27 protein-coding genes are annotated in these 25250 nt (G+C 69.2%); 14 read left to right on the forward strand and 13 right to left on the reverse strand.

All coding sequences use genetic code 11. The features are described from left to right. Window positions 1-12: 12 nt before the first annotated feature. Both ACFOWB_RS11505 and ACFOWB_RS11510 read right to left on the reverse strand, forming a co-directional pair. Window positions 13-1464, reverse strand: coding sequence for a methyl-accepting chemotaxis protein (locus tag ACFOWB_RS11505; protein WP_378147386.1), 1452 nt, complete (start codon window positions 1462-1464; stop codon window positions 13-15). Between the two features lie 21 nt (window positions 1465-1485). Further along, window positions 1486-1779 (reverse strand): hypothetical protein, encoded by a 294-nt coding sequence (locus tag ACFOWB_RS11510; protein ID WP_261402391.1) that lies wholly within the window; start codon window positions 1777-1779, stop codon window positions 1486-1488. A 221-nt stretch (window positions 1780-2000) separates the two neighbouring features. On the opposite strand from ACFOWB_RS11510, the gene purL reads away from it, so the two are divergent. The 6 genes from purL to ACFOWB_RS11540 all read left to right on the forward strand — a co-directional run bounded on the left by purL (window position 2001) and on the right by ACFOWB_RS11540 (window position 6883). Beyond that, the gene (purL, locus tag ACFOWB_RS11515; RefSeq protein WP_378147388.1) at window positions 2001-4232 is read left to right on the forward strand and encodes a phosphoribosylformylglycinamidine synthase subunit PurL; all 2232 of its coding nucleotides are present in this window, start codon (window positions 2001-2003) and stop codon (window positions 4230-4232) included. Window positions 4233-4250: 18 nt separating this feature from the next. Then, a complete protein-coding gene (locus ACFOWB_RS11520) occupies window positions 4251-4505 on the forward strand; it encodes a BolA family protein (RefSeq protein WP_261402393.1) in 255 nt (84 codons plus the stop codon). A gap of 22 nt (window positions 4506-4527) precedes the next feature. After that, window positions 4528-4860, forward strand: a complete 333-nt coding sequence (grxD, locus tag ACFOWB_RS11525; RefSeq protein ID WP_378147389.1) for a Grx4 family monothiol glutaredoxin — start codon at window positions 4528-4530, stop codon at window positions 4858-4860. Next, window positions 4857-5420 carry an O-acetyl-ADP-ribose deacetylase gene (locus ACFOWB_RS11530; RefSeq protein ID WP_261402394.1) on the forward strand — a complete coding sequence of 188 codons (564 nt, stop codon included), beginning with the start codon at window positions 4857-4859 and terminating at the stop codon, window positions 5418-5420. Before grxD ends, ACFOWB_RS11530 begins: the two co-directional genes overlap by 4 nt. A gap of 85 nt (window positions 5421-5505) precedes the next feature. Continuing rightward, window positions 5506-6396: a metallophosphoesterase gene (locus ACFOWB_RS11535; RefSeq protein WP_261402395.1), complete on the forward strand. Its 891-nt coding sequence runs from the start codon at window positions 5506-5508 to the stop codon at window positions 6394-6396. 16 nt (window positions 6397-6412) lie between these two features. Continuing rightward, entirely contained in the window at window positions 6413-6883 is a 471-nt protein-coding gene (locus ACFOWB_RS11540) for a hypothetical protein (RefSeq protein WP_261402396.1), read from the forward strand. Window positions 6884-6887: 4 nt separating this feature from the next. Here ACFOWB_RS11540 and ACFOWB_RS11545 read toward each other — a convergent pair whose 3' ends face one another. The 4 genes from ACFOWB_RS11545 to ACFOWB_RS11560 form a co-directional block, all read right to left on the reverse strand. Then, complete coding sequence (locus ACFOWB_RS11545; protein ID WP_261402397.1) at window positions 6888-7127, reverse strand: DUF2188 domain-containing protein; 240 nt, start codon at window positions 7125-7127, stop codon at window positions 6888-6890. A 99-nt stretch (window positions 7128-7226) separates the two neighbouring features. Further along, window positions 7227-7844 carry a 30S ribosomal protein S4 gene (gene rpsD / locus ACFOWB_RS11550; protein WP_378147393.1) on the reverse strand — a complete coding sequence of 206 codons (618 nt, stop codon included), beginning with the start codon at window positions 7842-7844 and terminating at the stop codon, window positions 7227-7229. A gap of 198 nt (window positions 7845-8042) precedes the next feature. Beyond that, entirely contained in the window at window positions 8043-8762 is a 720-nt protein-coding gene (locus ACFOWB_RS11555; RefSeq protein WP_378147395.1) for a DUF1428 domain-containing protein, read from the reverse strand. Window positions 8763-8806: 44 nt separating this feature from the next. Then, window positions 8807-9478: a glutathione S-transferase family protein gene (locus tag ACFOWB_RS11560; RefSeq protein ID WP_378147397.1), complete on the reverse strand. Its 672-nt coding sequence runs from the start codon at window positions 9476-9478 to the stop codon at window positions 8807-8809. Window positions 9479-9626: 148 nt separating this feature from the next. Here ACFOWB_RS11560 and ACFOWB_RS11565 point away from each other — a divergent pair, with 148 nt between their 5' ends. From ACFOWB_RS11565 to ACFOWB_RS11590, 6 genes are all read left to right on the forward strand, one after another. Continuing rightward, complete coding sequence (locus ACFOWB_RS11565) at window positions 9627-10064, forward strand: MarR family winged helix-turn-helix transcriptional regulator (RefSeq protein ID WP_261405816.1); 438 nt, start codon at window positions 9627-9629, stop codon at window positions 10062-10064. Window positions 10065-10194: 130 nt separating this feature from the next. After that, window positions 10195-12117, forward strand: a complete 1923-nt coding sequence (dnaG, locus tag ACFOWB_RS11570) for a DNA primase (RefSeq protein ID WP_378147399.1) — start codon at window positions 10195-10197, stop codon at window positions 12115-12117. 220 nt (window positions 12118-12337) lie between these two features. Next, window positions 12338-14329, forward strand: a complete 1992-nt coding sequence (gene rpoD, locus ACFOWB_RS11575) for an RNA polymerase sigma factor RpoD (protein WP_261402400.1) — start codon at window positions 12338-12340, stop codon at window positions 14327-14329. A 20-nt stretch (window positions 14330-14349) separates the two neighbouring features. Next, window positions 14350-14634, forward strand: coding sequence for a hypothetical protein (locus tag ACFOWB_RS11580; protein WP_378147402.1), 285 nt, complete (start codon window positions 14350-14352; stop codon window positions 14632-14634). Between the two features lie 8 nt (window positions 14635-14642). Further along, window positions 14643-14903 (forward strand): type II toxin-antitoxin system RelE/ParE family toxin, encoded by a 261-nt coding sequence (locus ACFOWB_RS11585; RefSeq protein ID WP_261402402.1) that lies wholly within the window; start codon window positions 14643-14645, stop codon window positions 14901-14903. A gap of 105 nt (window positions 14904-15008) precedes the next feature. Then, on the forward strand, window positions 15009-15617 hold the full coding sequence (locus ACFOWB_RS11590) for a YceI family protein (protein ID WP_261402403.1): 609 nt from the start codon (window positions 15009-15011) through the stop codon (window positions 15615-15617). A gap of 22 nt (window positions 15618-15639) precedes the next feature. On the opposite strand, the gene ACFOWB_RS11595 is transcribed toward ACFOWB_RS11590, so the two are convergent. Then, complete coding sequence (locus ACFOWB_RS11595) at window positions 15640-16986, reverse strand: methyl-accepting chemotaxis protein (protein ID WP_261402404.1); 1347 nt, start codon at window positions 16984-16986, stop codon at window positions 15640-15642. Between the two features lie 121 nt (window positions 16987-17107). Further along, window positions 17108-17815 carry an SIMPL domain-containing protein gene (locus tag ACFOWB_RS11600; RefSeq protein WP_261402405.1) on the reverse strand — a complete coding sequence of 236 codons (708 nt, stop codon included), beginning with the start codon at window positions 17813-17815 and terminating at the stop codon, window positions 17108-17110. 217 nt (window positions 17816-18032) lie between these two features. Between ACFOWB_RS11600 and ACFOWB_RS11605 the strand changes: the two genes are divergently transcribed. Continuing rightward, the gene (locus tag ACFOWB_RS11605) at window positions 18033-18536 is read left to right on the forward strand and encodes a YciE/YciF ferroxidase family protein (protein WP_261402406.1); all 504 of its coding nucleotides are present in this window, start codon (window positions 18033-18035) and stop codon (window positions 18534-18536) included. 181 nt (window positions 18537-18717) lie between these two features. On the opposite strand, the gene ACFOWB_RS11610 is transcribed toward ACFOWB_RS11605, so the two are convergent. The 3 genes from ACFOWB_RS11610 to ACFOWB_RS11620 all read right to left on the reverse strand — a co-directional run bounded on the left by ACFOWB_RS11610 (window position 18718) and on the right by ACFOWB_RS11620 (window position 20298). Further along, window positions 18718-19125: a DUF6481 family protein gene (locus tag ACFOWB_RS11610; protein WP_378147406.1), complete on the reverse strand. Its 408-nt coding sequence runs from the start codon at window positions 19123-19125 to the stop codon at window positions 18718-18720. Window positions 19126-19262: 137 nt separating this feature from the next. Continuing rightward, window positions 19263-19682 (reverse strand): alternative ribosome rescue aminoacyl-tRNA hydrolase ArfB, encoded by a 420-nt coding sequence (arfB, locus tag ACFOWB_RS11615; RefSeq protein ID WP_378147408.1) that lies wholly within the window; start codon window positions 19680-19682, stop codon window positions 19263-19265. A gap of 10 nt (window positions 19683-19692) precedes the next feature. Then, complete coding sequence (locus ACFOWB_RS11620; RefSeq protein WP_261402408.1) at window positions 19693-20298, reverse strand: hypothetical protein; 606 nt, start codon at window positions 20296-20298, stop codon at window positions 19693-19695. Between the two features lie 137 nt (window positions 20299-20435). Here ACFOWB_RS11620 and ACFOWB_RS11625 point away from each other — a divergent pair, with 137 nt between their 5' ends. Then, window positions 20436-20741, forward strand: a complete 306-nt coding sequence (locus ACFOWB_RS11625; protein WP_261402409.1) for a hypothetical protein — start codon at window positions 20436-20438, stop codon at window positions 20739-20741. A gap of 15 nt (window positions 20742-20756) precedes the next feature. Here the strand turns inward: ACFOWB_RS11625 and ACFOWB_RS11630 are convergent, their stop codons facing one another. Next, complete coding sequence (locus tag ACFOWB_RS11630) at window positions 20757-21770, reverse strand: DUF3616 domain-containing protein (protein ID WP_261402410.1); 1014 nt, start codon at window positions 21768-21770, stop codon at window positions 20757-20759. A gap of 64 nt (window positions 21771-21834) precedes the next feature. Beyond that, complete coding sequence (locus ACFOWB_RS11635) at window positions 21835-25233, reverse strand: class I SAM-dependent DNA methyltransferase (RefSeq protein WP_378147411.1); 3399 nt, start codon at window positions 25231-25233, stop codon at window positions 21835-21837. Window positions 25234-25250: the final 17 nt, after the last annotated feature.

Genomic DNA, 25250 nt, shown 5'->3' on the forward strand with positions numbered 1-25250 from the left:
TCGGGCCGCCAGTTAGGCCGCGACGTCGCGGATGAAGCCGCGGATGCGCTGCTCGAGCTCGGTCGTCGCGCGCAGCACGTCGGCGGCGTCGGTCCTGATGCGATCCGCCGCGACGCTGGTCTGCTGCGCGACGCCTTCGGAGCCGCGCGAGATCTCGGACACCGCGCGGGTGCCGGTCGCCACGCTCGAGGCGCTGCGCGAGATCTCCCGCGTGGCGGCCTGTTGCTGTTCGGCCGCCGCCGCGACCGCCTCGCCGAGCGTGCTCATCTCGTTGAAACGCGAGGAGAAACTGTCGATGGCGTCCACCGCCGCGCAGATCTCGCGCGAAACCGCGTCGATGCGGCGGGTGACGTCCTCGGTCGCGCGGCTCGACTGGTCGGCAAGGCTCTTGACCTCGGTCGCCACCACCGAGAAGCCGCGCCCGGCCTCGCCCGCCCGCGCCGCCTCGATGGTGGCGTTGAGCGCGAGCAGGTTGGTCTGGTCGGCGATGCCGCGGATGATGTCCACGACCTCCGCGATGCTGCGGGCCTCGCCGGCCAGCATCTCGATCGCCTGCGAGGTCTTGAGCGCGGAGCTCCGAGCCGAGCCGATCAGCTGCGAGGTCGCGGCGATCTGCCGGCTCATCTCGTCGGTCGAGGTCGCGATCTCGCTCGTCGCGCCCGCCACCGCCTCGACGTCGAAGGAGGCGTTCTCCGCCCGGCGGGCCGCCTCGGCGGCGCTCGTCGAGGCGTCGGAGGTCAGCCGGGCGAGGTCGGTCGAACGGCTGTCGAGGTCGGTCGAGCGGCTGCGAAGCGCCGACAGCAGCTGCGACACCTCCGCGCCGAACATGTCGAGCAGGCCTTCAAGCGACTTGCGGCGCTTCTCGTCGGATTTCGCCGATATCGTCCGCTCGCCGAGTAGCGCTTCGGCGCGGGCTTCGGCGGACTGCGCGCTCTCAAGCGCCTCGGCGTTACGCGCGAACAGCCGTTCGGCCTGGATGCAGACCACCGCAAGGATCGCGGTCTGGACGAAGACGATCGCCGAATGCAGCGCGACGCGCCAGATGTCCGGCTGGTCGGACGGGAACACGGCCGCGACGTTCATATAGTTCAGGATGAGGTGGTGGAACACCGTCACCGCCGCGAAGGCGACGAGCGGGCGCCAGTCGCACCAACATGCGGTCGCCGCGAGCATCGCGAAGAAGTACATGTGCATGTCGCTCTGGAGCGGATGCCCGGCGAACGAGAAGATCAGCAGCGCGACGAGCCCGGCGGCCGCGACGCCGGTGATCACGCGGGTCTCGACCCCGGTCGGGTTCGTGCGCCAGGCGAGCGTGGCGCTCGCCGTCATCGCGACCGCGGCGACCGGCACGAGGACGCCGTTCGACGCCGCATAGGCGGTTGCCGACACGAGGGCGACGTTGAGCCACAGGAAGGCCATGAAGGCCCTCCCGAACAGCAGCCGCATGTGGTTCAGGTCGCTCATGCAGTCCCTTCTCGGGCGTCGTCAGGACCCGCAGCGGGCCGCGCCTGCGGCGTCGACGACCGCGAGGGCGCCTGCGCCATAGGCCTTCCAGATGAAATTCGGGTCGTCCGACCGCGCCACCACGATCCAGTCCGCGCGCCCCGGTGCCATCAATTCGCCTCCCGCCAGCGTCGCGACGCGCGCCGCCGCGCCGGCTTCCGCGAAGGGCGGAACCACGATCGCGACAAGCGCGCCTTGCTTCGGCGCAAGCGCGGCGGCCGACAACGCGACGACCGCGAGGCCGAAGTTGAGGGCGATGGAGACCAGGGACGTCATGACTTCGTCAGCAGTGACCTGCGGACGAGGCTACCCGCTGGGAATTGAACGCGCGGTTAAGGCGCTCGGCCGGAAACCGCGGCTTCAGGCGTCGAACGCCGTCCTGTTTTCGGTTTTGCCGCGGGAGGGGGATCTCGGCGCCGCTCGCGGCGTCCTGCGCCCTAGCATCGCGCGCGCCTATGGCGTAGCAAAGCCCGGCGCCGCCGAAACGCACGAGTCCGATGTCCTCAGCCGAACCCGCAATCACGCCCGAACTCGTCGCGAGCCATGGCCTCAAGCCCGACGAATACGAGCGGATCCTCGCTCTTATCGGTCGCGAGCCGAGCTTCACCGAGCTCGGGATCTTCTCGGCGATGTGGAACGAGCACTGCTCCTACAAATCCTCGAAGGTCTGGCTGAAGACGCTGCCGACCACGGGCCCGCTTGTGATCCAGGGACCCGGCGAGAACGCGGGCGTGGTGGACATCGGCGACGGCGACGCCGTGGTCTTCAAGATGGAGAGCCACAACCACCCGAGCTTCATCGAGCCCTATCAGGGCGCGGCGACCGGCGTCGGCGGCATCCTGCGCGACGTCTTCACCATGGGCGCGCGTCCGGTGGCGGCGCTCAACGCCCTGCGCTTCGGATCGCCCGACCATCCGCGCACCCGGCATCTGGTGTCGGGCGTCGTCGCGGGCGTCGGCGGCTACGGCAATTCCTTCGGCGTGCCGACGGTCGGTGGGCTCGTAGGTTTCCACTCCCGCTACGACGGCAACATCCTGGTCAACGCCATGGCGGTCGGTCTCGCGAAGGCGGACGCGATCTTCTACGCCAAGGCCACGGGCGTGGGGCTGCCGGTCGTCTATCTCGGATCGAAGACCGGCCGCGACGGCATCCACGGCGCGACCATGGCCTCGGCCGAATTCGACGACGCGTCGGAAGAGAAGCGTCCGACCGTGCAGGTCGGCGACCCCTTCGCCGAAAAGCTGCTGCTTGAGGCCTGCCTCGAGCTGATGGCGTCGGGCTCGGTCGTCGCCATTCAGGACATGGGCGCGGCGGGGCTGACCTGCTCGGCGGTCGAGATGGGCGCCAAGGGCGACCTCGGCATCCGGCTCGATCTCGAGAACGTGCCGGTGCGTGAGACCGGTATGACGGCCTACGAGATGATGCTCTCGGAAAGCCAGGAGCGCATGCTCATGGTGCTGGATCCCGCGAAGGAGGATGTGGCCCGGGCGATTTTCACCAAGTGGGGACTCGACTTCGCGGTCGTCGGTCACACGACGGATGATCTGCGCTTCAAGGTCTACCTGAACGGCGAGCTCAAGGCCGACCTGCCGATCAAGGAGCTCGGCGACCAGGCGCCCGAATATGAGCGTCCCTGGGTCGAAAGCGCGAAGCAGCAGCAGATTTCGGCCGCGAGCGTCGAGACGCCGGAGGACACCCGCGCCGCTTTGCTCACGCTGATGGGCTCGCCTGAACTCTCCTCGCGCCGCTGGGTCTGGGAGCAGTACGACCACATCATTCTTGGCGAAACCGTGCAGAAGCCCGGCGGCGACGCCGCAGTTGTGCGCGTCGAGGGCGGCCCGAAGGGTCTTGCGGTCACCGCCGACGTGACGCCGCGATATTGCGAGGCGGACCCGTTCGAAGGCGGCAAGCAGGCGGTCGCCGAAGCCTGGCGCAATCTTACAGCGGTCGGCGCCAAGCCCTTGGCCGTGACGGACAATCTCAACTTCGGTAATCCCGAGAAGCCCGAGATCATGGGCCAGTTCGTCGGCTGCGTGAGAGGCATCGGCGAGGCCTGTAAGGCGCTCGATTTCCCGGTCGTGTCGGGGAACGTCTCGCTTTACAACGAGACGCAGGGGCGCGCGATCCTGCCGACGCCGACCATCGGCGCGGTCGGCCTCGTGGACGACGTCGCGAAAAGCGCGACGATCGCGTTCAAGCGCGAGAACGAGGCGATCATCGTGATCGGCGACGCCAAGGGCTGGCTCGGCCGCTCCTGCTGGCTGTGGCTGGTCGCGGGCCGCGAAGAGGGCGCGCCGCCTCCGGTCGACCTTGCGGCGGAAAAGCGCAACGGCGACTTCGTGCGTTCGATGATCGTCGCAGGCGTCGCGACGGGCGTGCACGACGTCTCGGACGGCGGCCTGCTGCTCGCGCTCGCCGAGATGGCGCTCGCCGGCAAGATCGGCGCGCGGCTCCACGGCGCGCCGCAGGGCGTTCCGGCCCATGGCTGGTGGTTCGGCGAGGATCAGGCGCGCTACGTCGTGACGGTCTCGGAGGCGAACGCCGCCACCGTGATCGACGCCGCAGCCGGCTCCGGCATTACGGCCGCGCGGATCGGCACGACCGGCGGCGACCGATTGATTCCGGGCGACGAAGCCCCCATCCTGTTGGATGAGATGCGCGAGGCCCACGAGGAATGGTTCCCGCGCTTCATGGCCGGGCCCGCGGTCGACGCCGCGGCGGCCGAGTAGGCCAAGGAGAGATCTGCGATGCCGATGGACGCCCGCGAGATCGAGGAACTGATCCGCGCCGCCCTTCCCGACGCGCAGGTGAGCATTCGCGACCTTGCAGGGGACGGCGACCACTACGCCGCCACGGTCGTGTCGGAAAGCTTCCGCGGCAAGAGCCGCGTCCAGCAACACCAGATCGTCTATCAGGCGCTCAAAGGTCAGATGGGCGGCGCGCTCCACGCGCTCGCGCTTCAGACCAGCGCCGGGCCGGTCGCACAGACGGACGCCGGTTGAGCGGCTCCGAGGAGAAAACGAAATGAGCGCCAGGGACGACATCGCCTCCACGATCGAGACCAACGACGTCGTGCTGTTCATGAAGGGCACGCCGCAGTTCCCGCAGTGCGGCTTCTCCGGCCAGGTCGTGCAGATCCTCGATTATCTCGGCGTGCCCTATAAGGGCGTGAACGTGCTCGCCTCCGACGAGATGCGCCAGGGGATCAAGGAATTCTCCAACTGGCCGACGATCCCGCAGCTCTACGTCAAGGGCGAGTTCATCGGCGGCTGCGACATCGTCCGCGAGATGTTCCAGGCGGGCGAGCTGCAGACCCACCTGAAGGGCGCGGGCGTCGAGACGAAGCAGACCGCGTGACCGCCCGCGGCGACACCAGCGTCGCGTTCGAGTTCGGCGGCCGGGCGGTCGAGGTTCTGATCGCCGACATCACCGAGCTCGAGGTCGACGCGATCGTCAACGCGGCCAACCGCTCGTTGCTCGGCGGCGGCGGAGTCGACGGCGCGATCCACCGCGCGGCCGGCAAGGAGCTGCGCGCCGAATGCGAGTCGCTCGGCGGCTGCGAGACGGGCGGCGCCAAGATGACGGCCGGCTACAAGCTGCCGGCCAAGCACGTCATCCACGCGGTGGGGCCGATCTGGCACGGCGGCCACGGCAAGGAGGAGGCCGAGCTCGCAGGCTGCTACGCGAGCTCGCTCAAGCTCGCGGGCGAGGCGGGCCTGTCGTCCATCGCCTTCTCCTCGATCGCGACCGGCGTCTACGGCTTTCCGCCGGACCGCGCGGCCGAGATCGCGATCGAAGCGACGCTGAACGGGCTCGATGGCTCGCCCTCGGTCAAGCGCGTGGTGTTCTGCTGCTTCTCGGAAAAGAGCGCGCGCCATCACCTCGACGCGATCGAGGCGCAGGGAGCAAAGGCCTAACCACGTTCGAGGCCTGGGGCTCGACGTCGGCGGCCGCCGGGGCCATCTCGGGCCCGTCACGCCTTCCTGGAACGACCGCCTCGACATGACGATCATCACTCGCCGCACGTTCCTCGCCGCCGGCGCCGCAGGCTTCGTCGCCTCAGCGACGGGCGGCGCCTATGCGGGCGTGGTCGAGCCGACGATGATGCTCGGCGTCACGACCTACGAGCTCACGCCCCCCGGCTGGCCCGACGACCTGCTGCTCAACGTCGCGGTGATCTCCGACGTCCATGTCAACGAGCCTTACACGCCGATGTCGCGCGTCAAGCGCATCGTCGAGATCGCGAACGGGCTGAAGCCGGACATGATCGTCCATCTCGGCGATCACGAGGCGACACACCGCTTCGTCAAGCGGCGCGTGCCCCCGCGCGAGTGGGCCGCGGCCTACGCCGATCTTGCCGCGCCGCTCGGGCTCTGGACCGTGCTCGGCAATCACGACTGGTGGAACAATTCGCGCGAGATCCGCCGCGCGCTCGACGACGCGCATATCCGCGTGCTCGAGAACGAGGCGGAGCTGCTCGAGCACGGCGCGCGCCGGTTCTGGATCGCAGGGCTCGGCGACCAGATCGCCTACCGGCTCGGGCGCGGCTCGTTCCACGGCCGCGACGACCTTCCCGGGACGCTCGCGCAGATCCGCACCGACGATCCGGTGCTGATGCTCGCGCACGAGCCCGACATCTTCGCCGAGATGCCGCCGCGGGTGTCGCTCACGCTGTCGGGCCACACCCATGGCGGCCAGGTCTACATTCCGGGCCTGCCCGCGCCCTGGATCCCTTCAGGCTACGGCGACCGCTACCGCTACGGCCACATCGTCGAGGACGGCCGCCATCTCATCGTGTCGGGCGGCATCGGCATGTCGGGGCTGCCGATCCGCTTCGGCGTGCCGCCCGAAGTCCTGATGGTGCGGCTCGGCCGGCCGATCGCCGCGGCGTGAGCGCGCGCGCAGGGCGATGACCGATTTCGAGCGCTTCACGGCCCCGCTTCACGGCCTGTCCGTCAGCTCCGTCTGGCGCGGGGCGGGGACGGCGATTTTCCTCGAATTCGGCGAGGGGCCCAACCTCTCGGCCGACCGCTCGGACGAGCGCCGGACCGGCGCCTTCACGCTGATGCTGGAATGGAGCTGGCGGATCGAGGGCGAAACCAAAATCCTCGGCGGCAGCTTCAGCGACGCGCCCGTGATCGAGGAGGCGCTCTACGGCTGCGTCGGCCGCAGGGTCGAGAGCGTGGCGCTCTACGGGCGGCTGCCGGAGGTGAGGCTCGCGCTGTCGGGCGGGCGCGACGTGGTCTCGTTCATGACGGCCGAGGGCGACCCGGAATGGACCCTCTTCGACAACCGCGGCCCCGCGACGCGCTGGGTCCATGCGGTCGGCGGCGCGCTGGCGTTCGCGGCGGAGGACGCGTCCGCGCCGACGGGTCTCTAGGGGCTCAGTCCTCGACGCCGGTCTCGGGCCGGTCGCGGCCGTCGGAATGCTCGCCGTGCCATTGGCCGGCGGCGTCCTCCCACTCGATGTCCTCGTCCTCGCCCTTGAGGCGCTGCTCCTGCGCGGCCTGGACGGCCGCGTCGTGGGCGTCCTCGCGGGTCGCGAAGGTTTCGGAGAACACCTCGCCCAGGCGGTAGGCCCATCCGCCGTCGTGCTCGACGATCTTGTAGATCAGGCGCGTCATCGCGGTTTTCCCTCCTCGATCGAAGAGCGGCGCGGTCGCGACCATAAACGAAAAAGGCCGCCCGGAGGCGGCCTTCCCGAAATTCTGATCAGTCCGAACTCAGCGCGAGTAGAACTCGACCACGAGGTTCGGCTCCATGTGCACCGGGTAGGGCACCTCGGTGAGCGCCGGCACGCGGACGTACTTGGCGGTCATCTTGTTGTGGTCGACCTCGAGGAAGTCCGGCACGTCGCGCTCGCCCGAGGCCGCGGCCTCGATCACAATGGCGAGCTGCTTCGACGCGGCCTTCACCTCGACCACGTCGTCGACCTTGACGAGGTAGGACGGGATGTTGACGCGGCGGCCGTTCACCGTGACGTGACCGTGGTTCACGAACTGGCGCGCGGCGAACACGGTCGGCACGAACTTCGCGCGGTAGACGACGGCGTCGAGACGGCGCTCGAGCAGGCCGATCAGGTTCGCGGAGGTGTCGCCCTTCATGCGGGTCGCCTCGGCGTAGACGCGGCGGAACTGCTTCTCCGAGATAGAGCCGTAGTAGCCCTTGAGCTTCTGCTTGGCGCGCAGCTGCACGCCGAAGTCGGAGAGCTTGCCCTTGCGGCGCTGGCCGTGCTGGCCGGGGCCGTATTCGCGGCGGTTCACCGGGGACTTCGGACGACCCCAGATGTTCTCGCCCATGCGGCGATCGATTTTGTACTTCGAGGCGTGTCGCTTCGACATCGCGTCCTCCATTTTGAGTTTCGAGGAACGCGCCCTCCTGCTTCTCCCTGTCGGGAGACGACAGATCCGGTCGTCGCGAGAACGCCGGATCGCGGGTGCGTAAAACGAGCCGCGCGGGGCTGTTAACCCCGCGCGGTCGGCGGTTCTCTAGAAGGAGAGGGGCCGCATGTCAATCGCAAGACAGCGGAGCCTTGAGCCTCACGCGTCGAGGATCGGCGAAAAGCCGCCATAGATCATGCGTCGACCGTCGAACGGCCGGGGCGCGCCGCCCGGCTGCATGCGGGGGTCGGCCATGATCTTCGCCCAGCCGGCGTCGTGTTCGGCCTTGGAGGGCCATTCGACCCAGGAGAACACGACGGTCTCGTCGTCCTGCGCCTTCACGGCGCGGGCGTAGTCGGTGACCTCGCCCGCCGGCACGTCGTCGCCCCAGGCGTCCACGACGCGGCTCGCGCCGGCCTCGAGGAACACTTCGGCGGCCGTCTCGGCGAAGGCCCTGTAGGTCTCCTTGTTGGAGGAGGGAACCGGGACCACCATGCCGTTCATGTAGCCCATCGCGCCCTTCTTTCCGGCGTCGAGGATCGGCGCGAAGCCGGCGTAGATCATGCGCTTGCCGTCGAACGGCATCTCCTGGCCCATCGCGTCCATGCGCGGGTCCGACATGATCTTTTCGTTCGCGGAGTCGCGGGTCGCGCGGTCGGGATATTCGAACCACGAAAACACCACGACCTCGTCGTCCTTGGCCTGCACCGCACCCTTGAAGTCGGTGACCGCGCCGTCCGGCACCTCGTCGCCCCAGGCCTCGACGTGACGCAGGGCGCCGAACTCCTTGAACAGCGGCGCGGCGTTGGCCGCGTGGCGCAGATATTCGTCCTTCTTGGCGGTCGGGACGGCGAGCACGAAACCTTCGACATAGGACATCTCAAAATTCCTTCGTTTCGGGTCTGATAGGGGGCGGGCGGCGCTCAGGCCGCCTCGCGCGGCCGCTCGAAGGCGGCCATGTGGTCGGCGAGCGCGCGGGCGAAGGCCGGCCGCGCCTCGCAGCGCGCGAGATAGGCTTTGAGGTTTTCGTGCTCGGCTACGAGGTCCGTGTGACGGAGCGCGCGAAGCACCGAGGCCATCAGAAGGTCGCCGACGGTGAAACGGTCCTCGAGATGGTCCTTGTCGCCGAGCCAGCCGGACAGCAGCGTCAGCCGGCGGCGAACCTCCTGCTCGGCCTGCGGGCGGCGCGCCTTCGCCCAGTCCTCGCCGGCGTGGAACACGTCGACGTCGATCAGCGCGTTGATCGCGATCTCGACGCTGTTGATCGCGGCGATGGCCCAGGTCCTGGCGCGTGCGCGGCCCATGGGGTCGCGCGGCATCAGCGCTTCGGAGCCCTCGGCGATCTCGAGCGCGATCGCGACCGACTCGAACATCCGCACGTCGCCGCATTCATAGGCCGGCACCTGTCCGAAGGGCTGCTCTCGCAGATAGCCTTCGGGCCGGGCGTCCTTGGCGTCGAACAGGCGGGCCCGGTAGGCGAGCCCGGCCTCCTCGAGCGCCCAGCGCACCCGGAGGTCGCGCACGTTGCCCTTGGCGAAATCCGGAACCCAGTTGAACGCGGTGATCTCGATGGCGGCCGTCGGGTCGAGCGGCATGGCCAGTCCTCCCTCGTCGTGTTCTTGACTTATATGTTGATATCAACCTATATTGCGGGAGTCAAACGGGCTAGAAATCCTCATGATCACGCGTCCGTCAGAAGCGACCGGGGAGATGGAGGGCGCGGGCCGGCAGGGCGGGGCGCCCATGGCCGAGCTCGCCGCCTCTCACGAGACGACGCTGTTCATCCGCGACAACTGCCTGTGTCTCGCGTCCCAACGGGCCGCGCGTTCGCTGTCGCGCCTGTTCGACGAGGCGCTGAAGCCCGTCGGGATCACCAGCGGGCAGTTCTCGCTGCTGACCTCGCTCAACCGCGAGCATCCGCCGACCATCGGCTCGGTGGCGAACGTTCTGGCGATGGACCGCACGACGCTCACCGCGAACCTGAAGCCGCTTGAGCGGCGCCGGCTGGTGAGGAGCGAGGTCGATCCGAAAGACCGCCGAGGCCGGCGCCTGTCGCTGACGCAAGAGGGGCTCAGCCTGCTCGACGCCGCCACCCCGATCTGGGAGCGGACGCACAAGGCGGTCGAGGCGAAGCTCGCCGATCCGCACGTGCTGAGGGCGGGGCTCTCGGCGATCGCCTGAGGGCCTGTGAATAGCGGGTGCCGGGCCCAGGCCGGCTCTCGACGTGACGTCTCGGCCACTCCCGCCGGCTCGTTCGATCTTATATAAAATCCGATCGACCGCCTCTCCGTCCGGATTTTCGCGCCCGCACATGCGATTCACGCCCTCCTTCCTCGACGACCTGCGCCAGCGGCTTCCCGTCTCGGAAGTCGTGGGCCGGCGCGTGAAGCTGAAGCGGCAGGGGCGCGAATATGCCGGCCTCTCGCCCTTCAACAAGGAGAAGACGCCGTCCTTCACGGTCAACGACCAGAAGGGGTTTTATCACTGCTTCTCGTCGGGCAAGCACGGCGACGTGTTCAAGTTCCTGATGGAGACCGAAGGGGTCACGTTCCCCGAGGCGGTCGAGCGCATCGCCGAGATGGCGGGCGTGCCGATGCCGAAGGACAATCCGGAAGAGATGCGCCGCGCCGAGGCGCGCGCCTCACTGATCGACGTCATGGAGATGGCGGCGAAGTTCTTCGAGGCGCAGCTTCAGGACCGGATCGGCGCCTCGGCGCGCGGCTATCTGGCGGGCAGGGCGCTTGGACCCGCCACGCAGGCGCAGTTCCGCATGGGCTACGCGCCGAACGATCGCACCGCGCTCAGGAAGCATCTTGCGGGGCAGGGCGTCTCGGTCGCCGACATGGTGGAGGCCGGGCTGCTGATCTCCGGCGAGGACGTGCGCGAGCCGTTCGACCGGTTCCGCGACCGCGTAATGTTCCCGATCGAGGACGTGCGCGGCCGCGTCATCGCTTTCGGCGGCCGGGCGATGCAGGCCGACGTGCCGGCGAAGTACCTGAACTCTCCCGAGACGCCGCTCTTCCACAAGGGCGCGACGCTCTACAACCACCACCGCGCCCGCGCGGCCGCGCACACGGCCGGAACCGTGGTGGCTGTCGAGGGCTATGTCGACGTCATCGCGCTGACGGCGGCAGGCGTAACCAACGTCGTGGCCCAGAACGGCACGGCGCTGACGCCCGAACAGCTCGAGCTGCTCTGGCGCATGGCCCCGGAGCCGATCCTCTGCTTCGACGGCGACAAGGCGGGCCGCCGCGCCGGCTTCCGCGCCATCGAGACCGCGCTGCCGCTGCTCCAGCCCGGCCGGTCGCTGCGCTTCGCCTTCCTGCCCGAGGGGCAGGATCCGGACGACCTCGTGCGGAAAGAGGGCCGCGGCGCGGTCGAGGCGGCGTTCGCGGCCGCGGTCCCGCTCGTCGACATGCTGTGGTCGCGCGAATTCGAATCCGGCCCGACCGACACGCCCGAGCGAGCCGCGGCCTTCGAACGGCGCCTGCGCGACGCGCTCGGCTCGATCCGCGACGAGACCGTGAAGCGCCACTACCAGATCGCGATCGACGGGCGGCTCTCCCGCTTCGGCCGGCCCGACCGCCCGCAGGCGCGGCGCGGGGCGGGGCGGCCTGCGCCGCGAAACGGCGGCGGCCGTCGCGGCGATTGGCGCGGCGGCTCCGAGGCTCCGCCGCTCGCCCCCACCGCGACGCTGCTTCAGAGCCCGATGGTGTCGTCCGGCGCCGGCAAGCTGCTCCGCCGCGAAGTCGCGCTCGTCGTCGCCATCGTCAACCACCCGGTTCTGCTCGACGAACTCGCCGAGGCCTTCGCCGAGCTGGAGTTCGGCGCGCGCGAGCTCGACCGCCTGCGCCGGGCCGCGCTCGAGGCCTATGTCAGCGGCGCGTCCGACCGCGACGCGGTGCGCGCCGCGATCTTCGACGGCGGCGAACGCGGCGCGCTGGAGCGCGCCGAGGCCGCGCTTCAATCTGGCGCGCGCGACTGGTGGGTGGGCGAGGAGGCCGATCCGGCCGACGTCTCCGTGGCTTGGAGGCACGCTTCCGCCTTGCACATCAAGGTGCGGGCGCTAAATACGGAGCTCCGCGAGGCCGAGCTTGATTTTGGTCGGGATTTCACGGACGGAAACTTTCTCCGAATCGTCGAAATCCAGCGCCAGTTGGCGACGGCCGAGGGGGCCGAGGCTTCGATCGAAGGGTTCGGCGGCGCTTCGGGCCGAGCCGTCCGGCCGATGTGAGGGGTTGTCGAGCGGGACCGTCGAACCAAAACGGTCGGCCGTAAGCACGGTGTTTGGGCTGGCCGCCGCAAATCGGCCGCATGGTTAACGCGGGCGTAACGCGAATCCGCGGTAGCTGACTGGATTGGATGGGGCGGCGCCGGACGAGCGGCGATCCGCCCGCATGGTGTGATTTAGGCACGGGGGTCGGACGCGCGCTCCGGCCCGGAGACGATAACGAATGGCGACGAAGCTGCAAGCGAAGGACGAGGCCGAGACCGGAGCCCCGGAGACCGAGGCCGGTCCTCTGCTCGACATGAACGACCAGGCCGTCCGCCGGATGATCAAGGCCGCGAAGAAGCGCGGCTATGTCACCAACGACGAGCTGAACGAGGTTCTTCCCTCCGACCAGAACACGGCGGACCAGATCGAAGACATCATGTCGATGCTCAACGAGATGGGCATCAACGTGATCGAGTCCGAGGACGCCGAGGACAAGGAGCGCGAGGAGGGCGACGACGACGCCGAGGAGAGCGGCGGCGAAATCGTCGAGGCTCCGCGCCAGCAGGCCGTCACGGTCACGCAGAAGTCCGAGCCGACCGACCGCACCGACGATCCGGTGCGCATGTATCTGCGCGAGATGGGCTCGGTCGAGCTGCTCTCGCGCGAGGGCGAGATTGCGATCGCCAAGCGCATCGAGGCCGGCCGCGAGGCGATGATCGCGGGCCTCTGCGAAAGCCCGCTGACCTTCCAGGCCATCATCATCTGGCGCGACGAACTGAACGACGCCAAGATCCTGCTGCGCGAGATCATCGACCTCGAGGCGACCTACGCCGGCCCTGACGCGAAGAACAACGCCGGCCAGCCCGCCGCCGAGGGCGAGGAGTCCGAAGGCGGCGAGGAGGGCGAGTCGGAGAGCGAGAACGCGCCCGAGGGCGATCTCGACGACGACGACATGGAGAACAACGTCTCGCTCTCCGCCATGGAGACCGAGCTGAAGCCGAAGGTGCTCGAGACCTTCGACGCCATCGCCGACGACTACAAGAAGCTTCGCCGCCTGCAGGACCAGAACGTCGAGAACCGTCTCCAGAACAAGACGCTCTCGCCGGCCCAGGACCGCAAGTACAAGAAGCTCAAGGACGACATCGTCGTCAACGTGAAGTCGCTGTCGCTCAACCAGAACCGCATCGACGCGCTGGTGGAGCAGCTCTACGACATCAACAAGCGGCTCGTCGCGCTCGAGGGCCGGCTGCTGCGGCTCGCCGACTCTTACGGCGTCGATCGCGTCGACTTCCTGAAGCAGTACCAGGGCTACGAGCTCGATCCGAACTGGATCCGCCGCGTGGCGGGCCTCGGCACCAAGGGCTGGAAGGGTTTCGTCGGCTCCGAGAAGGACCTGATCAAGGACATCCGCGGCGACATCCACAATCTCGCGACCGAGACGGGCCTGGAGATCCAGGAGTTCCGCCGCATCGTCCAGATGGTGCAGAAGGGCGAGCGCGAAGCCCGGCAAGCCAAGAAGGAGATGGTCGAGGCCAACCTTCGCCTCGTGATCTCGATCGCCAAGAAGTACACCAACCGCGGCCTGCAGTTCCTGGACCTGATCCAGGAGGGCAACATCGGCCTGATGAAGGCGGTCGACAAGTTCGAGTACCGCCGCGGCTACAAGTTCTCGACCTACGCCACCTGGTGGATCCGGCAGGCGATCACCCGCTCGATCGCCGACCAGGCGCGTACGATCCGCATCCCGGTGCACATGATCGAGACGATCAACAAGATCGTCCGCACCAGCCGGCAGATGCTGCACGAGATCGGCCGCGAGCCGACGCCCGAAGAGCTCGCCGAAAAGCTCGCGATGCCGCTCGAGAAGGTCCGCAAGGTCCTCAAGATCGCCAAGGAGCCGATCTCGCTTGAGACCCCGATCGGCGACGAGGAGGATTCTCACCTCGGCGACTTCATCGAGGACAAGAACGCGATCCTGCCGATCGACGCCGCGATCCAGTCGAACCTGCGCGAGACCACGACGCGGGTGCTTGCCTCGCTCACCCCGCGCGAGGAGCGCGTGCTGCGCATGCGCTTCGGCATCGGCATGAACACCGACCACACGCTCGAAGAGGTCGGCCAGCAGTTCTCGGTGACCCGCGAGCGCATCCGCCAGATCGAGGCGAAGGCGCTGCGCAAGCTCAAGCACCCGAGCCGCTCGCGGAAGCTCAGGAGCTTCCTCGACAACTGAAGCTCGGCTAGGCTGACCCGATGGAAGGCCGCCGACGCTCCATCGAAGTGGACGAAGACGTGGCCGTCGCGCTGGAGCAGCGCGCGGCCGAGCGCGGGGTCACGCTCGCTGAGTTCCTGTCGGACGTTTCTGCGGTTGACGCCGGAACCGTCGCGCTGTCGCGGGAAGAACTGGCCGAACTCGACGAGCGCGTCGCCGACTGGGAGCGCGACCGAGACGACGTTTCGGCGGAGGAGGTCTTTGACCGCCTGATCGATCGAGCAGAGGCTCGTCTCCGCCAGACGTCGGGGGCGTCGCGCGGTTGAAGCTGCGAATGCTCAAGGTCGCGGAGCTGGATCTGGACCGGCTCGAGGTGTTTCTGGCGCAGGAGGATCCACGCGCGTCCGTCGAGGCCCTGCGCCGGATCCGGGCCGCCGCGAACGATCTGCTGGCGTTCCCCGCGCTCGCTCCGACGATTCACGGGCGCGCCTCCCGCCGCCTTACCGTTCCCTTCGGCCGCGGCGCCTATCGCGTCGATCGCGAGCGCGAGACCGTCGTGATCCTGCGCGTCCGCCACAGCCGCGAGGCGCGCTGACGTCGTTTCGCGGCGCCGGCGCAAACGAAGGCGTGAAATCCTGCGCCTTCATCTTGCCGGGCCGATCGATCAGAAGGGCGGCGATCTCCAGAAGGAAGCCCCCACATGAAGCTGTTCTCGTCCGCACTCTTGGCCGCATCGCTTGCGCTTTCGGCCGCGCCCGCGCTCGCGCAGGAAATGCCCGGCAAGGCCGACGTCGCGCTCGTCTCGGGCGGGACCTACAAGGTCGATCCGAACCACACCCAGGTCGCCTGGTCGGTGGACCATATGGGCTTCTCGACCCTGTTCGGCATGTTCGGCCAGCCCAAGGGCCAGCTGAGCCTCGATCCGAAGAACCCGGCAGACGCCAAGCTCGAGATCGAATTCCCGATCTCCGGCCTGGCGGTCACGTCGGAGAAGTTCGACGCGCATCTGAAGAGCGCCGAGCTGCTCGACGCCCAGAAATTCCCGACCGCGACCTTCCGCTCGACCTCGGTCGAGGTCTCGGGCCAGAAGGCCAAGGTCACGGGCGACCTCACGGTCCATGGCGTGACGCGGCCGGTCACGCTCGCGGTCGCGTTTCACGGCGCCGGGATCAATCCGATGAGCAAGGCCGAGACGGTCGGCTTCTCGGGCTCCACCAAGCTGAAGCGCAGCGAGTTCGGCCTCAGCGCCTTCGTCCCCGTCGTCTCCGACGAGGTCACGGTCACGGTGGTGGGCGCGTTCGAGAAGTGACGCCGTCGAGCGCGCCGCGCCTCTAGCGGCGGGCGGCGCGCTCGGCCGCCTTCACGGCCTCCTCGAGCGCGGCCTCGGCGCGGGTGAAGCAGTCCGAGGCGGCGCTCCAGTCCTGCGCGCGCACATGAGCGAGCATCGCCGCCGCCTCGCGGCGCACGACGTCGCGGGCGCGGATCGCGTCCTCGGGCCGCTCGTCCGCCGGCAGCGCGTCGAGGCGCGCCCCGAAGACGCCGGCGTCGAGCTCGGCCGACCCCGCGCCGATGAGGATCGCGCCGAGGCGGCGGTGAAGCTGGCCGGCTTCGGCGGCGAAGCGCAGGCATTCGAAGCCCCGAAGGCCGCGGCCGGCGGCGCCGTCGACGCCGGCGATCGCGGTCTCTTCCGCGGCCACGAGCTTGCCGAGTACGGCGTCGATCTCGCCGCGGGTCTTGGACGCGGTCGAGGCGATGCGCCCGACATTCTCAGAGATCTCATTGGTGGCCGCGCGCTGCTGGCCGAGCACGTCCGACAGCGCATGCATGTTCGACGTGATCAGCGAGACGTGGCGGCCGACCGCCTCCACCTTGTCGCCGGTCGCGCGGATGGTCGCCTCGCCGTCGGCGACGGCGCTCGCGCTCTCGCCGGTCGCGCGCTTGATGGCGTCGGTCTCCTCCATCAGCGTCGCGATGCGGGCGCGGATCTGTTCGGTGGCCTTGGCGGTCTGGCCCGACAGCGACTTCACCTCGTTGGCCACCACCGCAAATCCCCGGCCGGCGTCGCCGGCGCGCGCGGCCTCGATCGTGGCGTTGAGCGCCAGAAGATTGGTCTGGCTGGAGATCGCCTCGATCGCGCCCGCCATGTCGGCGATCTGGCGCACCGCGTCCTCGAGCACGCCGATGCGCGCCGCGATCGCGCCGACCCGGTCGCGGATCGCGTCCATCGACGAGGAGGCCGCGCCCATTTCCTGAAGGCAGAGGCCCGTCTCCTCGCGGGCGGAGGTGGCGTCGGCCGCGCCGGAGCTGCTCATCGAGAACAGCTCCGAGATCGAGTTCGCGAGCTCCTCCACCGCGCCGGCGATGGTCGAGGTGCTTTCGGCGACCTGGCGCACGTCGTGGGTCACCCAGCCGACGCCGAGCCCGGTCGCCGAGGCGTCGCGCGCGAAGGAGACGAGCGCGCCGAGATCGTCGCGGCCGCGCCGGGAGACCGCGTCGGCGAAGGCCCTCAGCGCCGCGCCCGCGTCGCCCTCCGGCCATTCGGCCGGCTCCGCGCCGCGCTTCATGGCGTCGAGCGCCGCGACGAGACGCATCTGGTCGAGCGCCACGGCCTCCGCGGCCGGGCCCGCCTCAGCCGCTTTGACGACCGACGTCGCTGCGCGCCCGAATCCGAAAGTCATGGGTGGTGTCTCGCTCGTTTCCCGGGAGCCGCCTGACGTGCTCCTTCTCCGGGCGCGAGTATTTCACCACAGGCTTAACGCGTAATGACCGGAAAATTGCGCGCGGCCGAACTCGCGCGCCTCAGTCCTCAAGCTTCCAGCGCACCGTGACGCGGGCGGTCAGCTCCTGCTCGCCCTTGGCGATCGGGGTCGGAGCGGCGTCCATGGCCTTGGCGCGCATCGCGAAGGGGCGCGCCGGCTCGCCGACGTCGCCGGCCTCCTCGATCGAGAGCGCCTGGCCGAGCTTCGCGCCGGCGGCCGCCGCATAAAGCTCGGCCTTGCGCCGCGCGTCCTTGACCGCCTCGCCGCGCGCGGCGTCGAGCTTCTCGTCGCGGTCCGAGATTTCGAAGCTGAAGCCCTCGATCTGGTTCGAACCCGCGGCCACCAGCGCGTCGACGAGGCCGCCCGCCTTGTCGATCTGGCGCACGCGGATCGTCACCATGTTGCGCGCCTCGTAGCCGGTGAGCTTGGGCGCGCGCGGCCGCTGGCCGTCGCCATAATCGTATTGCGGCTGCACCGAGAGTCCGGAGGTCGCGACGTCACGGTCCTCGATCCCGGCCTTCTTGGCGGCGGCGAACACCTTGGTCATCGCCTCGGCGTTGGCCTTGAGCGCGTCCGCCGCGCCCGGCGCGGACGTCACGACGCCCGACGAGACGATCGCGAGGTCCGGCGCGGCCGAGATCGATCCTTCTCCGGTGGCCGTGACGCTCCGGGGCTTGGGCTGCGGCTCGGCGAGAGCCGGAGAGGCGAGCGCGGCGGCGGCGAGAAGGGCGGCGGCGAAGAGCTTCATTGGGTCGCGATCCTCGCCGCGTCGTCGGGTCCAGACGGGGCGCCCGCGGCTCGACGCGCCCGCCTGCGGTGATCCCTGAACATTGCGTCGGCGATGGGGCGCAGGCGACGCCGAAAATCGCCCGCGGACGCGGAACGAAGCGGCGCCGGTTCTGTTGGATTCAGCAAGGGGCCGCGCATCGACGACGGCCTCGCCACACATCAGGAGGCTTTACGCCATGGGTCTTTTCACCAAAGACATCAAGACGTTCGACGATCTTTTCGTGCATCAGCTGCAGGACGTCTACTACGCCGAACAGCAGATTCTCTCGGCGCTCCCGAAGATGATCGAGAAGGCGACCGCGCCCGAGCTCAAGAGCGCGTTCCAGCATCACCTCAAGGAGACCGAGGAGCATGTGCGCCGGGTCGAGCAGGTGTTCGAGATGCACGGCGCGGAGAAGAAGTCAGCCAAGTGCCCGGCGATCAACGGCATCATCCAGGAAGCCAACGAGGTCGCGGGCGACATCGACGACAAGCAGGTTCTGGACGCAGCCCTCATCGCCTCGGCGCAGGCCGTCGAGCACTACGAGATGACGCGCTACGGCACGCTGATCGCATGGGCCAAGCAGCTCGGCCGCGCCGATTGCGCCGCGGTGCTGGAGAAGACGCTGAAGGAGGAGAAGGCCGCTGACAGCAAGCTCAACGGCCTCGCCGAAGGCGGCGTGAACCGCAAGGCGGCCTAACAAGGCGCTTCGTGACGCCCCGGCTTGTCCGGGGCGTCCACGGCTCCGCCGAGCGGCGCTCGATGATCAACCGTGGGTCCCCCGGACAAGCCAGGGGATGACGGCAGAGCGAAAACACGAAAAGCCCGCCGGCGAAATCCGCCGACGGGCTTTTCAAATTCTCGAGAGAAGCGAAAGAGCCTTAGGAGGCTTTGCGCTGCTGGTTGCGGTCGCGCGGCATGTTCATGCCGGCGATGGCGCTCGCCGCGAGGGCGTATTTCGAAGCCGCGATGATCTTCGGGCGGGCGGCGAGACGCTCGGCCTCGAGACGGGCCTCTTCGGCCGCCTTCTCGTCGGCGATGCGCTTCTCCTCCGCGGCCTTCTCGGCGGCGATGCGCGCCTCCTCGGCGGCCTTCGCCTCGGCGATGCGACGCTGCTCGGCGGCCTTGGCCGCGGCGCGCTCCTCGCGGGCCGCCGTCACCGCGGCGCGCTCGGCGCGACGCTGCTCCAGTCCGGGATCGTTGGCGATCGTACGGAAGCGCTCCAGCAGCTTCTGCTTGGCGTCGCGGGCGTTGTCCTGGCGGGTACGGAAGGTGTCTTCCTTCATCATATGAAGAATGCGGGCCTTTGATTGTTTCGGATGATCGGTGAGATAGTCCCAGCGGCCTGAAAATGCAACGGGATTCAGCGGGATTTCGCCGGATCGCATGGCTGGTGTGTCAGTAACGCCGCAAGGTCGCCGAAGGTTCAATCGCGCACGATCGTTTTTCGAAGCGACTTGATCGTCCCGCGCTTGGTCTTGGCGTCGACGCGCTTGGCCTTCTGGCCCTTGGAGACGCGCGTCGCCACCCGAGGCTTCGGCTTCTGGGCGGCTTCCGCGACCATCTCGACCAGCCGCTCCAGCGCCTCGTCGCGGTTGTCGCCCTGCGTGCGCCGCGACTGGGCGGTGATCACGATCACGCCGTCCTTGGTGAGCTTCGATCCCGCAAGCCGCATCAGGCGGATGGCGACGTCGTTGGGCAGCGAGGGCGAACGACGCGCGTCGAAGCGCAGCTGCGCCGCGGTCGACACCTTGTTGACGTTCTGCCCGCCCGGGCCGGAGGCGCGCACGAAGGTGAATTCCAGCTCCTCCTCGTCGATCGAGAGCGTGTCGGTGACGCGGATCATGCGATCGACCTCACTCCTTGGCCGGCCAGCCGAGGGTGAGCGACTGGATGACAGGCCGCACCGCCCGCATCGCCGTGTCGGCGGAGGAGAACGTCCTGTCGCCGCTCACTCTGTCGATCGCCTTTTCGGGCGCGTCCTCGGCGTAGCCGAACTGGACCGAGAGGAAGCATCCGCCCGCAAGCTTGGCGAGCCGTCCGCCCTTCCAGTCGGTGACGTTGCCGCCCATGTCCCAGCCGAAGCCCGACAGCGAAAACGCCTTGCCGTTCGCCGCCTCAGCCGCGGCGAGGTCCTGTCCGAGCGAGAGCCCCGCGACCGAGACGCGGCTGTCGCCGCGCACGATCGCCTGCGCGCCGGACTTTTGGTCGTCGGCGCTCCATACCACCTCGATCCGGCGCGCAGGGTCGCTCGCGCGGATGACCACGGCCTCCATCGTCTCGCCCTCGGAGCCGTCGACCTGCGCGGTCGCGGCGACGCCCTTGCCGAGCTCCTTCATGAGCGAGGCCGGCGTGCTGTAGGCCTTCACGGGCCCGGCGCAGGAAATGGCGTCGGTCTCGGCCGACGCCGACGAAGCGAAGATCGCCGTCGCGGCGACGGCCGCGAAAAGGCTGCGGATCATGGTGTTTCGGGCCCCCGCGAGCCCGCCGTCGGGGCTCCCGCCGCCCTTATAGCAGAGGCCGCGTCGCGGTCGCGCGGGGAACGATGCGCGGGCCGCGCGTGTTCGGATCTCACAGACACGACGCTGGGAGGCGCCCGATGACCATCGCCAGAAGGATCGCCGCTCCGACGCTTGGAGCGCTTGCGCTCGCCGCGACGCTCGGCCTTGCGGCCGCCGCCGAAGGCGACCGCGGAACCGGAGCCCCGGGCCGCGGCGACGGCAGCGGCATGGGGCAGGACAACACCGAGATGGGAACGTCCAAGGGCCCGGGCGACAAGCCCGCCACGACGCCGCCCGACGTCACCAAGGAGCAGCGGCTCGAAGGAACCTCGCCCGAAGGCACGGGCATGATCGGCCGCTGCGACGACGGCAAGCCGCCGGTGAACGGCGCCTGCTCGAAATAGGCGCGCGGAGCCTGCTCAGCGCGCGACCTCGAACCAGAGCGGGCCGCCGTCGCACAGGCCGTCGGACAGGATCGCGACCCTCCAGGGATTGGCGTCGACGTCCTCGACCATGAGGCCTTCGGGCTTCACGTCGGCGAGGCTCTTCTCGTCGTTGCAGCCCTCGAGCTTGCGGCGCTTCACGCCTGAGAAGTCGAGCGTCCCGAGCGTGCGCGATCCCGTCTCGCCCGGCGTCGCCGGATCGAACAGCACGAGCGCGTAGCCGACGGGATCGTCGACGCCCCGGGGAGGGCCGGCGAGCAGCAGCAGCCGATCGCCGACGGCCTGCATGTCCCGGATCGTGCGGCCGGCGCCGACATGGGCGGTGAGCAGCGCGGGCTTCTGGTCGCCCTGAGAAAAGACGGCGTCGGCGTCGACCCGCAGCACATAGGCCCCGTCCGGCGCCTTCGGCCCGCGGAAGCCGAACCACAAATGGCCGCCCGAGGCCGCCAGCCCCTCGATGTCGAGCCCCATGCCGTCGGTCAGGCACTGCCTGTCGGCCGCCCTGAGCTCCGGCGCAGCGTCGATCGCCGGCTGAATGACGCCCGGCGTCGCCCGCCCGTCCGGCTCGATCCGCGCCACGAAGCGGGCGGTCGGGTTCCCGGCGCATTTGTGGATCGGATCGCGCTTCACGGCGTGCGAGCCGGTCACGTAGAAGCGGCGGTCGGCGAAGGCCGCGCCCTCCGCGTCCGCCTCCTCGCCGTCCGGAACAAGCGCGACCGGAGCGCCGGCCGCATATGTTTTCGGCGAAAGCTCCGCCCGCCGCGCCTCGATCCCCTCGTCGAAGACGACGACGCAACTTCGTGCGTCCGCGCAGGCGATCCCGCTCGCCGAACGGCGCAGCTTCTTCTGCTTGTCGCCGGAGAAGAACGAGCCTTCGAGCGCCTGAGGCCGCTCGTTCAGCGGCGTCAGCGGTTCGGCTCTGGCGAGCGCAGTCGCGGCGCAGAGCGCAGAGGCGGCGGCGAGACATGCGGCGATCGGGCGGCGCGTCATGGTTTCGATCCGGGCGCGAGGGGCGGGGAAGGGCGGTTCAGGAAGACGTTCGGCGCGCGCGGCGTCATTGGACCCTCAGCGCCGCGAAGCGGCCGTCGGCGAGCGCCGCGACCCGGCCGTAAAGCGCAAGCGTCGAGAGCGCCTGCCCGACGCTGTCGCGCCGGCCCTTCGCCCGGCCTTCGAAGGCGCGCGCGAGGTCGTCGGGCGCGAGCGGCCGTCCCGCCGCAGCCAGCGCGGCTTCCACCGCGAGCGGATGCTCGTAAGGGTCGCGCGGGAAGACGGGGCGCGCCGCGGCCGGAACCTCCGCGGCCGGCGCCTGCGCCGGCGTCCGCGGGGGCGCGCGCCTCGCAGCCTCCCCGCCGAAGCGCGGCGCCTGGAACTCCGGCCGCAGCCAGCGCACCTCGCCCGACTGCTCCTCGCGCGCCCGCTCGGCGTTGAGCGCGACCAGCCGCTCGAGGATCGCCTCGTCGCCGAGGCTTCTCGGCCAGCCATAGGCGTCGAGCGTCGTCCGGTCGATCTCCTCATGCAGCTCCTTGATGACGAGCACGAGCCCGCGGCGCTTGGCGTCTTCGTCCTTATCCGAAAGCTCGGCGCCGGCGCGCAGCTTTTCGAGGACGTTGTAGAGGCCGGTGACGGTGAGGTCCGGATGCTCCTCCATCACCGCCTTGCGCAGCGCGTCGAGCTCCTCGCCGAGCGAGGCGATCTTCGCGCGCAGGGCAGGCGAGGGTTCGGGGAAGGGGAACGGATCGAAGCAGCGGGATTTGGAGTAGCGCGGATCGTTGCCGACCCCGAGCCACCCGCCCGCCGCCAGCGCCCAGACGAGATGCGGGCGCGACGAAAGGACGGCGAGGTGGAAGGCGTCGGCGGAGGCGATCACCACAAGCATGTTGTCCGCCAGCACGTCCTCGGGGAGAAACTGGAAGCTTCGGTGTTTCGACGTCTCGATCGTGACGATGTACCGATTGAGCGTGGCCAGCGCTGGGCGAAGCTCCCGTCGCGGCTCTCCGAACAGCCACCATCTCAAGCGATAAACATCGCGGCGATTGACGTCTCGCTCGGGCTTTACGGTTTCGACAAGGTGCTGAAAGACGGCTGGAAAGCGCTGTCTTACGTCTTCGCTTTCCAGGCCGAAGAGGTCGATCGCGAAGAGGTCACGGGGAGAATGGGCGAGATCACGTCCGTTGCGGAATGGTCGGATGTGCTCAGTCAATCCGGCGGTCCTGCCGAGGCCGAGGCGCTTCGCGTCCTGTCGAGTCACCAAGAACCCTGATCCATGCAGTTTCACGCCCGGCGAACAAATCCTGTCGTTGGCGCGCAGCGGGACGGCCTTCGTCACATCGACGCCGATCGTGAGATCGGAGTTTATCCGGCCCTCACGGATCGCAAACGCGATGACGGGTTCATCGGTGTCGAGGCCGGTTTCGGCGATGACAGTGGCTAGAACGCCGGCGCGTGATCCAGCCTCGACGACGGTCATGGCGATCCGCACGGCCGCCGAACCGTCGGCCGCCTTCGTCCATGGGTGATCAGGTACGGCGAAGATGAGCGAAACCTGCAGAACGGCGTCGAGCGAGCGTTCCATGACGCGGCGCTGAAACAGCTGGCTGATCGAATTCGTCGTCACCAAGCCCACACGGCGCAGCGTCGAGTCTTCGGTCGCCAATTCCTCAGAGGCCCGATCCCACCAATACATCACGAAGTCGGCGCTCTCGTTGATCTGGGGATGGGCGCGCCAGAGGGCTTCGGCGTAGCCGGGCCGCATGCGGGACCGCAGATCCTTGCCGCCGATAAACGGCGGGTTCCCCACGATGAACTCCGCGTCCGGCCAGTCCGGCCGCCGGGCGTTCGGAAAAGTCTCCACGCTCTTCCCGTCCCGCCGCTCCACGCGCGGGTTCGGAAATCCGTCCCAGGTCAGCACCGCGTCGTAAGGGCGCCCGGTCCCGAAATTCACGTTGGCGAAGGCCTTCAGGATCGGCTCGCCGGGATGGCCGGTGCGGGTCCGGTAGTGCTGCTGCAGATAGCCGATCCAGACCACGAGCTCGGCGATGGCGGCGGCGCGCGGATTGAGCTCGAGCCCCAGAAACTGGTGCGGGTCGACGGTCTCGCGCTCGAGCCCGAGCGTCTCGGTCTCGCCGAGCCGTGAAAGCGTCTCCAGCACCTCGCCCTCGAGCGCCTTCATCAGTTCGAGCGCCACGTAGAGAAAATTGCCGGTGCCGCAGGCCGGGTCGAGCACGCGCGTCGCGCAGAGCGTCTTGTGGAACGCCCGCACGGCCGCCACCGCGCGCTTGGGATTTCTGGCCTCGGTCGCGGCCTCGGCGCGGGTGAGCGCGGCCTGCCAGTCGGCGCGCAGCGGCTCCATCACGGTCGCCTCGACGAGGCGCTGCACATAGGCGCGCGGCGTGTAATGCGCCCCAAGCCGGCGGCGTTCGGCCTTGTCGAGCGCCTGCTCGAGCAGCGTCCCGAAGATCGCCGGATCGACCTCGCGCCAGTCGGCCCTGGCGGCGGCGATCAGCTCGGCGATCTCGGCCGCCCCGAGAGCGAACACCCGCGCCTCATGGAAGAAGTTGCCGTTGAAGTAGGGGACGTGGGCGCGAAGCGACGTCGAGAAGCGCTTCGACGCGTCCGGCTCGTCCATCTTGCGCCAGAGCTCCTCGACGAGCGGCGCGAAGCTCTTCGGCGACGCGAGGCAATCCTCCAGCAGCGTCTTGAAGCTGTCCTTCGGCAGCAGCCCGACGTCGTCGGCGAACATCGTGAAGATGCAGCGCATGAGGAAATGCGCCACCTCTTCGGCCGGGTGGTCGGCCTCGAGCGCCTTGGAGACCTCCGCGAGCCGCGCCGCGATCGCGCGCGTGACCTTGGCGGCCTCGCGCGCCGGATCGAGCGAGTGCGGGTCGTTCCAGATCCTCGCGAGGTTTTCACGGGTCGGCGCGTCGCCGAGCTCGTCGAGATAGACCCGAAAGCCGCGGCGGTCCGGAAAATGGCGGTAGGCGCGGCCCGTGCCGGTGAAGTCGGCGTAGAGCTCGAGGCAGTGGCCGACGTCGCACAGGATCAGGAAGGGCGGGGCCGGGTGGTCGGCGTCGAGCAGGAACACGTAGTGCTCGGCCTGCCGGCGGGCGTTGGCCATCATCGCGTCCCAGTGGCGCGCGCCACGCGGGCCCGCCTCGCCCGGCGCCGGCGCGCCCGGCGGGGCCTTGCCCGCGCCCTTGAGCCGCGACTGCTTGGCCTCGAGGATGAAGCAGCCGCGCTTGTAGAGATCGATGCGCTTGGGCCCGCCCGCGTCGGTCTCGCGCGGGCGGACGGCGCGCTCGAACGCGTAGTCGTTGCGCGCGGCCGAGGCCCCGGCCACGTCCGGCCGCGCGACCCCCAGCACGTCGCAGAGCTCGGCCAGGAACATCTGGTAGTTGGCCCGCTCCGCCCCGCCCTCGCGGCCGGACCAGCGGGCGATGAAGTGTTCGGCGCTCATGGGAGACCGGACCGCGC

Origin of the sequence: Chenggangzhangella methanolivorans (assembly GCF_042648545.1) — a bacterium.
GTDB classification, from domain to species: Bacteria; Pseudomonadota; Alphaproteobacteria; order Rhizobiales; family Methylopilaceae; genus Methylopila; species Methylopila methanolivorans.

What these genes read in the sequence shown, in the direction of transcription:
- ACFOWB_RS11520 (WP_261402393.1), top strand. Translation starts at nt 4,251, where the DNA reads ATGCCGATGGACGCCCGCGAGATCGAGGAACTGATCCGCGCCGCCCTT.
- ACFOWB_RS11535 (WP_261402395.1), top strand. Translation starts at nt 5,506, where the DNA reads ATGACGATCATCACTCGCCGCACGTTCCTCGCCGCCGGCGCCGCAGGC.
- ACFOWB_RS11545 (WP_261402397.1), bottom strand. Translation starts at nt 7,127, where the DNA reads ATGACGCGCCTGATCTACAAGATCGTCGAGCACGACGGCGGATGGGCC.
- ACFOWB_RS11610 (WP_378147406.1), bottom strand. Translation starts at nt 19,125, where the DNA reads ATGATGAAGGAAGACACCTTCCGTACCCGCCAGGACAACGCCCGCGAC.
- ACFOWB_RS11605 (WP_261402406.1), top strand. Translation starts at nt 18,033, where the DNA reads ATGGGTCTTTTCACCAAAGACATCAAGACGTTCGACGATCTTTTCGTG.
- ACFOWB_RS11560 (WP_378147397.1), bottom strand. Translation starts at nt 9,478, where the DNA reads ATGCCGCTCGACCCGACGGCCGCCATCGAGATCACCGCGTTCAACTGG.
- ACFOWB_RS11625 (WP_261402409.1), top strand. Translation starts at nt 20,436, where the DNA reads ATGACCATCGCCAGAAGGATCGCCGCTCCGACGCTTGGAGCGCTTGCG.
- ACFOWB_RS11635 (WP_378147411.1), bottom strand. Translation starts at nt 25,233, where the DNA reads ATGAGCGCCGAACACTTCATCGCCCGCTGGTCCGGCCGCGAGGGCGGG.
- ACFOWB_RS11580 (WP_378147402.1), top strand. Translation starts at nt 14,350, where the DNA reads ATGGAAGGCCGCCGACGCTCCATCGAAGTGGACGAAGACGTGGCCGTC.
- ACFOWB_RS11540 (WP_261402396.1), top strand. Translation starts at nt 6,413, where the DNA reads ATGACCGATTTCGAGCGCTTCACGGCCCCGCTTCACGGCCTGTCCGTC.
- ACFOWB_RS11555 (WP_378147395.1), bottom strand. Translation starts at nt 8,762, where the DNA reads ATGTCCTATGTCGAAGGTTTCGTGCTCGCCGTCCCGACCGCCAAGAAG.
- grxD (WP_378147389.1), top strand. Translation starts at nt 4,528, where the DNA reads ATGAGCGCCAGGGACGACATCGCCTCCACGATCGAGACCAACGACGTC.
- rpsD (WP_378147393.1), bottom strand. Translation starts at nt 7,844, where the DNA reads ATGTCGAAGCGACACGCCTCGAAGTACAAAATCGATCGCCGCATGGGC.
- dnaG (WP_378147399.1), top strand. Translation starts at nt 10,195, where the DNA reads ATGCGATTCACGCCCTCCTTCCTCGACGACCTGCGCCAGCGGCTTCCC.
- ACFOWB_RS11510 (WP_261402391.1), bottom strand. Translation starts at nt 1,779, where the DNA reads ATGACGTCCCTGGTCTCCATCGCCCTCAACTTCGGCCTCGCGGTCGTC.
- ACFOWB_RS11600 (WP_261402405.1), bottom strand. Translation starts at nt 17,815, where the DNA reads ATGAAGCTCTTCGCCGCCGCCCTTCTCGCCGCCGCCGCGCTCGCCTCT.
- ACFOWB_RS11630 (WP_261402410.1), bottom strand. Translation starts at nt 21,770, where the DNA reads ATGACGCGCCGCCCGATCGCCGCATGTCTCGCCGCCGCCTCTGCGCTC.
- ACFOWB_RS11620 (WP_261402408.1), bottom strand. Translation starts at nt 20,298, where the DNA reads ATGATCCGCAGCCTTTTCGCGGCCGTCGCCGCGACGGCGATCTTCGCT.
- ACFOWB_RS11590 (WP_261402403.1), top strand. Translation starts at nt 15,009, where the DNA reads ATGAAGCTGTTCTCGTCCGCACTCTTGGCCGCATCGCTTGCGCTTTCG.
- arfB (WP_378147408.1), bottom strand. Translation starts at nt 19,682, where the DNA reads ATGATCCGCGTCACCGACACGCTCTCGATCGACGAGGAGGAGCTGGAA.
- ACFOWB_RS11595 (WP_261402404.1), bottom strand. Translation starts at nt 16,986, where the DNA reads ATGACTTTCGGATTCGGGCGCGCAGCGACGTCGGTCGTCAAAGCGGCT.
- ACFOWB_RS11505 (WP_378147386.1), bottom strand. Translation starts at nt 1,464, where the DNA reads ATGAGCGACCTGAACCACATGCGGCTGCTGTTCGGGAGGGCCTTCATG.
- ACFOWB_RS11565 (WP_261405816.1), top strand. Translation starts at nt 9,627, where the DNA reads ATGGCCGAGCTCGCCGCCTCTCACGAGACGACGCTGTTCATCCGCGAC.
- purL (WP_378147388.1), top strand. Translation starts at nt 2,001, where the DNA reads ATGTCCTCAGCCGAACCCGCAATCACGCCCGAACTCGTCGCGAGCCAT.
- ACFOWB_RS11585 (WP_261402402.1), top strand. Translation starts at nt 14,643, where the DNA reads ATGCTCAAGGTCGCGGAGCTGGATCTGGACCGGCTCGAGGTGTTTCTG.
- rpoD (WP_261402400.1), top strand. Translation starts at nt 12,338, where the DNA reads ATGGCGACGAAGCTGCAAGCGAAGGACGAGGCCGAGACCGGAGCCCCG.